The organism is Candidatus Melainabacteria bacterium, assembly GCA_003963305.1.
In the GTDB taxonomy this organism is placed as follows: domain Bacteria; phylum Cyanobacteriota; class Vampirovibrionia; order Obscuribacterales; family Obscuribacteraceae; genus PALSA-1081.
Window position 1 is genome coordinate 1 of sequence record RXJR01000039.1, and the last position, 6,713, is coordinate 6,713.

A 6,713-nucleotide genomic window follows, 5' to 3' on the forward strand; every position below is an offset into this window, starting at 1 on the left:
AGGCAGGCATCCCGAGATGACCACGCCACAAGGCATTTCAGCCTTGCCAACACAACACACGTTATTGAGTCACAGCAGGCATTATAAGACTGTTACTTGCCGATCACACATTAATATGCTGTATTTCAGACGCTTCTGATGCGTACTGCCCCAGGTACTTCTTTCGATTGTGACAATCTAGCACCCAGGGCAGTCCAATCAGCCTACCCCGAATTAAAAGGTAATCATAGAAAAGGCAGGGGGATTTCTCCCCCTTTTCTGCCCTCACTGAACGATAGGCGGCGGGGGAGGTACCAGCCCATTATTGTAATGGCAAGGTGCCACCCGTTCAGTTTTTACAGGCGCCACAGTCTGCCCATTGGCACGCAGCGCCTTAAATTCGTGAGTCACATAGTTAGCGAAACCGAGAATCGGGTATGCAGCAATAGCTACGAACACCGCCGTCCCGCAAATTGACTGCAACCATAGAGTCAATTGGTCCATAGGAATATTGAACACTGGCGATCCCTCCGTGTTCTAAAAGCGAGTCTAGTAGCCACTTTATACCCAAAAACTCGACAATTGAAACAGAGGCTAGCGGCCGCCAGTCTTATCCCGCCTCTGCATAGCCACATCTTCTGGAAACTGATATCGGCCATGAGTCACTGCAAATTCTTCTTCGCCGACCGTCTTTGTATGTCCCGGTAGTTTCTTCGATTGCCTGGCCAATTCTTCCCGGTACCATTTCGCCCGCCTCTCTTTATACGAGAGCCCCCCGGTCATTGGGTCCACATGAGTGACCGGACGTTTGGATTGATCATGCTCACCGTCAGCATGTGCCGGCATCATTGACGCGCTGAAAACCAAAACAGCATATAAAGCATAGGCTATCTTCATATCGCGCCCCCACGGTCAGACAGTCGTAAGAATATCTTATCGCTATTTATTGAATACAGCCGTGTAATTAATGTTCGGGAAGAACCATCGACATCGAACCACCAGTTGCTTCCCAACCGGCAATTCAGGGTAATCCACCGTTATTGATTGAGTGCGGAGTGTTAAGCGCCCCTTCTCTATAAAGTAAGACGAGGCGCCAAATACATCTATATAGCCCCACCTAACGACCCCTAATGGTTGCTCGACCTCTACATCAGTTATCAGCTGAAACTTTGTCAGGGTAGTACTGCCGAAGCCAATTTGCACATCAGCATAAGTGCTGACACCAGAAAAGTACTCACCTTGCAAACCGCCTCCAGGAGTACCGTAGGGGATTGCCAAATATGCGATGCCGATCGCGGTAGGCTGGTCTACGATTAAATCATTTGACATGCGAAACAGCCTCAGTACGGAGCTTTAACGGTGATGCTATTCACAGGGAAAATAATCGTTTGCCCAATTTCAGTCGTAATAGGATTGCTTAACGGACCGGCAACTACGAGACCATAAGACGCACCGCCACTACCAGCGACAGGGTATAACCAGCCCCAATGTGATAGCACCTGCCCGGCATCGCTAGTAGGAGCCGGAAATGTTATCAGGTTTCGATTGCCCGCGAAAAAGGGCGGGCCATCATTGAGCATCCAGATTGTGGGATTACGATAGTAGTGTTGCCTTGCGTAGCCGCCATAGGTTGCTTCCAACGATGCCCAATTATCAAAGGTTGGTTCTGACTGTAAGAGAATCCAGTAGTCAGGATAGTCAGGGTTACCCTCGAACGGATTATCCGACAAGTACCCCAAATTGGTTAAGTAGCCAATCATTGTTTTGAAGAATGACTTATGAAGCAACGGAACCGCCTCCTATTGAGTGCAATGGAATGAACAGTAGTTGCAACAAAGCGCCAAATCGTTGTTTCGTTTGGCGCTTATTGCTCGACTCAAAACAAGTCCTACAGACGGTTACTTGATGATCTTCTCACCAATTTGACCGCCAAATTGCCAACCGGACATTCCATCAATACTGCCCGGCGTACCAGGGCTGGTGATGTGAGTCTTGCTGACAATCACGAAGCGGCGGTGCACCTTACCGGCATCGTCAACATTGTGCAAGTAAGAGTGCCGACAACGTTTCTGGTTCGGGTAACGCTGGAGAGTGTTCACCTGAGTATTATCCGCCAAAGTCAGACCGCTAGCAGAAGCGTACTTGTCCTGCATCTTGACCAGGTAAGACTTACCATCGTCAGAATCGTATACGTAAAATTTTGAGGGTTGCAAATCGTGGGCAAACGTTCCTGCCATTTTTCTCACCTATTAACGGGGTACCCCTTAATGCTATCAGGAATACGGATTTGGTCTAGGGTTTACATTGCCATAATTACCGTTTGGCGGAAACCATGGTTGCCTGGTGTAAATTTCTGCATTGAGAACTACGCCCGGATAGCAGTGACACATAAAGCCCACCACATCCTCATTTGGCGCCTTGATTGACGTTTTATCCATGTTCACGTATTCAATCTCACTGTAGCTGCCGTCTTTGAAGCGCCATGCAAATTTAGCAAGTAGCGACAATTCAGGTGGACCAAATTCGTACACTTTCGGGAACAGATTATCGGATACGTGGAAAAGTACCCCAGAAATATTGAGATAAGTTGGAGACTCAATTTTTGGTGGCTCGCCGTGACTGGTCAGGTGCCCCCAGTAGAGAAATTGTTCGTCAGGTTGCGTCAGTGTTTCCGGGCAGGGATTACAGCATTGAAGCAATTGGTTCAGCTTGTCCATGACCAGTTGCATGTAATGCACATTCGAGAATCGAAGGCCCATGTCGTCATTGATGTCAGCGACTACATTTAGGCGTAACTCTCCATCACATTCGTAGCTGATAATCTGGTCTACTTGAGTGGTTGATTTCTTTAGCAAGTCTGCCCCCAATGTAAGTGTTAAGTAAAGAGCCCCCAGCGGAGAAGTCTCCGCCACCAAAGTAGTTGCAGCTGCGGCCTCATTTAGCACTACCTCAGGAATCAAGACGGGAGGCGCGTTTGTCACCTCTTTCAGGATAATGGTAGTCGCTTCACGAACCAAAGTTTCAGTACCGCCCAGGGCTAATGCGTGCCACACATCCAAGAAATTTATTTGTTGCTGTACGCTCGTTAAAAACGCCTTCTTCGTAGTGTCATCTGCGGTATCAAACGCCTTCGCCACACCTTGCAGAGTAATCGTAGGCTCGACTGAGCCTGTACCGTTAACTAGCACGTTCCAAAAGGAAGGATCGACTAATCCGAGAACATAGTTCGTGTACTCCATGTTCACATGATTAGGCACGTTAGTGCGAACCGCATAGTCGGTTGCTTCATCCCAGCTTGTGGCGTGATAGTAATCCGCTATATCGCTCAGACTCTGGAAGCCATCGCCCCTATCTACGATATCGTGACACAATTCGTCTGAAAACATTGACGGGTCCAACACGATATTAACAGGTTGAGGCACCGGCGGCGGTGGCGCGGGGTATCCGCTTGGGATAGGTGGAATCGGCATACCGGTTTCTCCATTTGCAAGGTCAGGGGCTGATACAACGGTGACTAGCGGACCCAGATATTCTAGCTGCATAGTACCGGGCTTTATAAAAGTAAGCGCTTCGCCCGGCACCGACAAATAACCATCCTCAACTAGAATTTTTCCCGTGTTAGGTCCATATCTGCAATCCTCAGGATTCATAGCCGCGCTTACCTCGACCGGCTTCGCACCTGCCCACATAACGGTTCTGTTTCGTTCAATTGTCTCCCAACAGTTATACGTGGGGATTGGAAAAACTCGAATCCTATCTTGCAATAACCATGTCGCACTGACTAAGTAAGTGCCACCCGTTTCTTCGGCACCCGGAGCAGACACGTTAAAGTCACCACGAAAAACAAGCGGAGCGAAATAAGCCAAGAAAGTGCACGGATCAACCTGCATCCCTGCATTTAGTATCTCTTGATAGGCATCTTGGCTCAGTTGCAGCGCTTCGAGCTTGCTAACGTAAATACCCGGGCAGGCATCGCCGACAACAGCACGCAAAAATGGAGGAACATCCGTATCCGCCTCAGTGCATGATGCGCATATTGCGTCAACCGTTATCCAGACTTGTTCTTGTGGGTCACCTTCAAAAGTGCCAACACCACCTACTAAATTGGTCAAACCTTCACCGCCTACTCAATGCGGTAAAGAGACTGAAAGTACTCAAACATCCACAGACGGAATATTTCTTTGAGACCCAGGGCAGAAATGTTTTCTTGAGTCATATCTGGATAAGCAAAGGGCGAAGCCTCGCATACTTGCTCCATGTCGCAAAGAAAAGCGCCCAGGCTATTGCCTAAGGCACCGTTCCAAAATATATATCGCGGGTCATCGGGTCCAACAGCATCTAAAAGCAATTGCATAGGCGCAAACCATGCTGGATTGCCGATTGCACCGTTATAACTACTCATTTATTTGCCTTCGCGCCTGTTGGCAATTGCCTATGCCCGCGATTTTAATCCTAAAAAGTGGTTTTTTCAAGAGACTTGACGGGTACAGAGCCTCCAATCATCACCCCTGAAAAACTGCGCAAGGTCCACCGTCCGGTTAGCGGCCTCTACCGCGTCCCGGTCCTCAAAGTCTTTATAAAATTTCACGAGCCCCTCACGCTCACTTTTGTAGTTATCACGTATCAACACATGCAGTCGGTCTAAAAGCCCAAGCAGTTGAGCCTCTGGATTAGCAATGTATTTTTCGATTGCTTTTCTTCTTAAATGTGGCTCGACGTCTTGCACCACGCGGACGCCCGGTTCTTGAGTCATGCCCCACGAACAACTCAGCATTACCGCCGTCAAATGAGATTCATCCGTTCCGTTTATTTGAGAATCAGCTATTGGGCGCAAGTGGGGCAAATAACGGTAACGGGCTACCCTGCCTCTTAAAGCACCCTCCCAAATGGTTGCCCGTTTGAGCCACTCTACCGCTTGCACGTCAGCGCATTTAACGACCTCATGCAAATTACGCAGGTACACAGAATCCATCTTGCACATGGTCGCTTTGCAGTTTGTCGCCCGAGTGCAGAGCGCAAATAGCAAGGCAGAATCTACGTACTCGGATTGACGTAAAGTAGTTACATGGGCGCAAGTGCGCCACGCTTCAAAATTTGGAACAGGTGGTTTGTTTATGAGATTCGTTTGCATAGTTCGAGCCCTTCTTTGGTTGCTATTTCTTCTATGTTTGGCGTGGCTGGTTCAGTTGCATGAAGACGCGCTTCGACTACAGCCAACGCGATGCGGTCCATTAGAAGTGAGAGTTTTTCTTGTGCATCCTGATCGTGGAGTTGGAGCAAACGTCGATGCGCATTAGCATCTATGAGAGCCAACATAATCTCCCGCGCTTGTTCACTTGTTACCGAGAAATGAATCATGCTGATACCTCCTATGGTGGCGCTTTATTTGATTCAGAGAGAGAGACTAAAGCGCATTGCAGCGGCAATAAGTCTCCGTGAGAGACATAATCGACAAAAGAATTAGCCAACAACTTCGCAGTACCAACCGGCACCATTACCGATAGGCAGTCAGTTTCTTCACCTGGAAAGCCACCATAGAATTTGTGAGATAGCGCGAAATCACCCAAATTCATAAGCAGAGACAACATGCCTTGAAACCCGTCTGATACGGAATTTACGGGTAATACTTGTTCGAGCCTCGACTGAGAAACGAGCACACGAGCTTCACGCGAACACCCCCACCACCTGCGGGGAGAAAACTGGTCAAACACTCCAGACTTAGATTCTGCTTTGGATGCGTATTTGCTTATGTACTGCGCATAGGTGCCGCGTAGATTTTTGACCTGTATTCGAGGCTTGTCTGCTCGATGCCTCCAGGTGCCTCCATCCTTTTTCCGGAAAAGGTCAACACTCGATTCCTCTGAAACGTCCAGGAGTATTTTTCGCCATTGGGCTCTGAGATCTCGGGTAAATTCTCGATTCTTCACGCCATCCGGCAACCTGAACAAATAGTGCATGTGCAAGGCGCCGCGCTTCTGAAACTCGAACACGTACATGAACAGCGAGTTGACGACTTTGTATCTCAACCACCTGTTCATGCGGTCAACCACGTAACCAGTGGCGGCCGAAAAACACCTAAAAACCTCGGGAGTGTTTCCTGGCAAAGTGAGCGTTACAAACACGCCCCTACCCTTTGCGTATGTTTCAACGACATGCGCAGCATCCATGCAATAGTTTCTAGCGTAGCTTGTAAAGGACGTGGGCGAAGGCTGAAACACAAGCCTATTGCCGATTTTGTAGTGTCGTCGAAATTCAGAGGGTTTAACGAGAGCACTCGTTCCGAGTGCTAATTGGGCCAAAGTCTTTCGACGCATTGACCGCACCCGGTAAACCGGGGGCTTCAAATACGCATGGAGAGTCACCCGGTCATGCGCATAGGCTTTTATTTTGACGACCGGCTTAGAAGGTTCTACCGGAATATTCTCAAGCCACTGAGAAGCATCCAGCCCACGGAAACTGGTAGACAGGGGCAGGACGCCAATTTTGGCAGTACTCTGCTTGTGTTGTCGGATATAGTCTGCAAACGTTTCTGAGACTGCAAGCCGTTCCCGCCGTTCCGAGTCTACCCCGTAGGGCTTCATCCAAAACGGGTCCAACCAACGGGAATCCTGATGTAGAGCCAATTCTCAGCATCCGAATTTGTATATTATGTTTCATTTCCGAGGCAGGCATCCCGAGATGACCACGCCACAAGGCATTTCAGCCTTGCCAACACAACACACGTTATTGAGTCA

10 protein-coding genes are annotated in these 6,713 nt (G+C 48.8%); all 10 read right to left on the reverse strand.

Annotated features, from left to right (window positions below; all coding sequences use genetic code 11):
• Nucleotides 1-264: 264 nt before the first annotated feature.
• The gene (locus EKK48_31025) at nt 265-498 is read right to left on the reverse strand and encodes a hypothetical protein (GenBank protein ID RTL34626.1); all 234 of its coding nucleotides are present in this window, start codon (nt 496-498) and stop codon (nt 265-267) included.
• A 75-nt stretch (nt 499-573) separates the two neighbouring features.
• Nucleotides 574-876, reverse strand: coding sequence for a hypothetical protein (locus tag EKK48_31030; protein RTL34627.1), 303 nt, complete (start codon nt 874-876; stop codon nt 574-576).
• A gap of 42 nt (nt 877-918) precedes the next feature.
• Nucleotides 919-1,308, reverse strand: a complete 390-nt coding sequence (locus tag EKK48_31035) for a hypothetical protein (GenBank protein ID RTL34628.1) — start codon at nt 1,306-1,308, stop codon at nt 919-921.
• An 11-nt stretch (nt 1,309-1,319) separates the two neighbouring features.
• Nucleotides 1,320-1,766 carry a hypothetical protein gene (locus tag EKK48_31040; GenBank protein ID RTL34629.1) on the reverse strand — a complete coding sequence of 149 codons (447 nt, stop codon included), beginning with the start codon at nt 1,764-1,766 and terminating at the stop codon, nt 1,320-1,322.
• Nucleotides 1,767-1,877: 111 nt separating this feature from the next.
• Entirely contained in the window at nt 1,878-2,216 is a 339-nt protein-coding gene (locus tag EKK48_31045; protein RTL34630.1) for a hypothetical protein, read from the reverse strand.
• Nucleotides 2,217-2,252: 36 nt separating this feature from the next.
• Entirely contained in the window at nt 2,253-4,091 is a 1,839-nt protein-coding gene (locus tag EKK48_31050) for a hypothetical protein (GenBank protein RTL34631.1), read from the reverse strand.
• 11 nt (nt 4,092-4,102) lie between these two features.
• The gene (locus tag EKK48_31055) at nt 4,103-4,381 is read right to left on the reverse strand and encodes a hypothetical protein (protein ID RTL34632.1); all 279 of its coding nucleotides are present in this window, start codon (nt 4,379-4,381) and stop codon (nt 4,103-4,105) included.
• Between the two features lie 66 nt (nt 4,382-4,447).
• Complete coding sequence (locus EKK48_31060) at nt 4,448-4,960, reverse strand: hypothetical protein (protein ID RTL34633.1); 513 nt, start codon at nt 4,958-4,960, stop codon at nt 4,448-4,450.
• Nucleotides 4,961-5,091: 131 nt separating this feature from the next.
• Nucleotides 5,092-5,337 carry a hypothetical protein gene (locus EKK48_31065; protein RTL34634.1) on the reverse strand — a complete coding sequence of 82 codons (246 nt, stop codon included), beginning with the start codon at nt 5,335-5,337 and terminating at the stop codon, nt 5,092-5,094.
• Between the two features lie 11 nt (nt 5,338-5,348).
• Nucleotides 5,349-6,560, reverse strand: a complete 1,212-nt coding sequence (locus tag EKK48_31070; GenBank protein RTL34635.1) for a hypothetical protein — start codon at nt 6,558-6,560, stop codon at nt 5,349-5,351.
• Nucleotides 6,561-6,713: the final 153 nt, after the last annotated feature.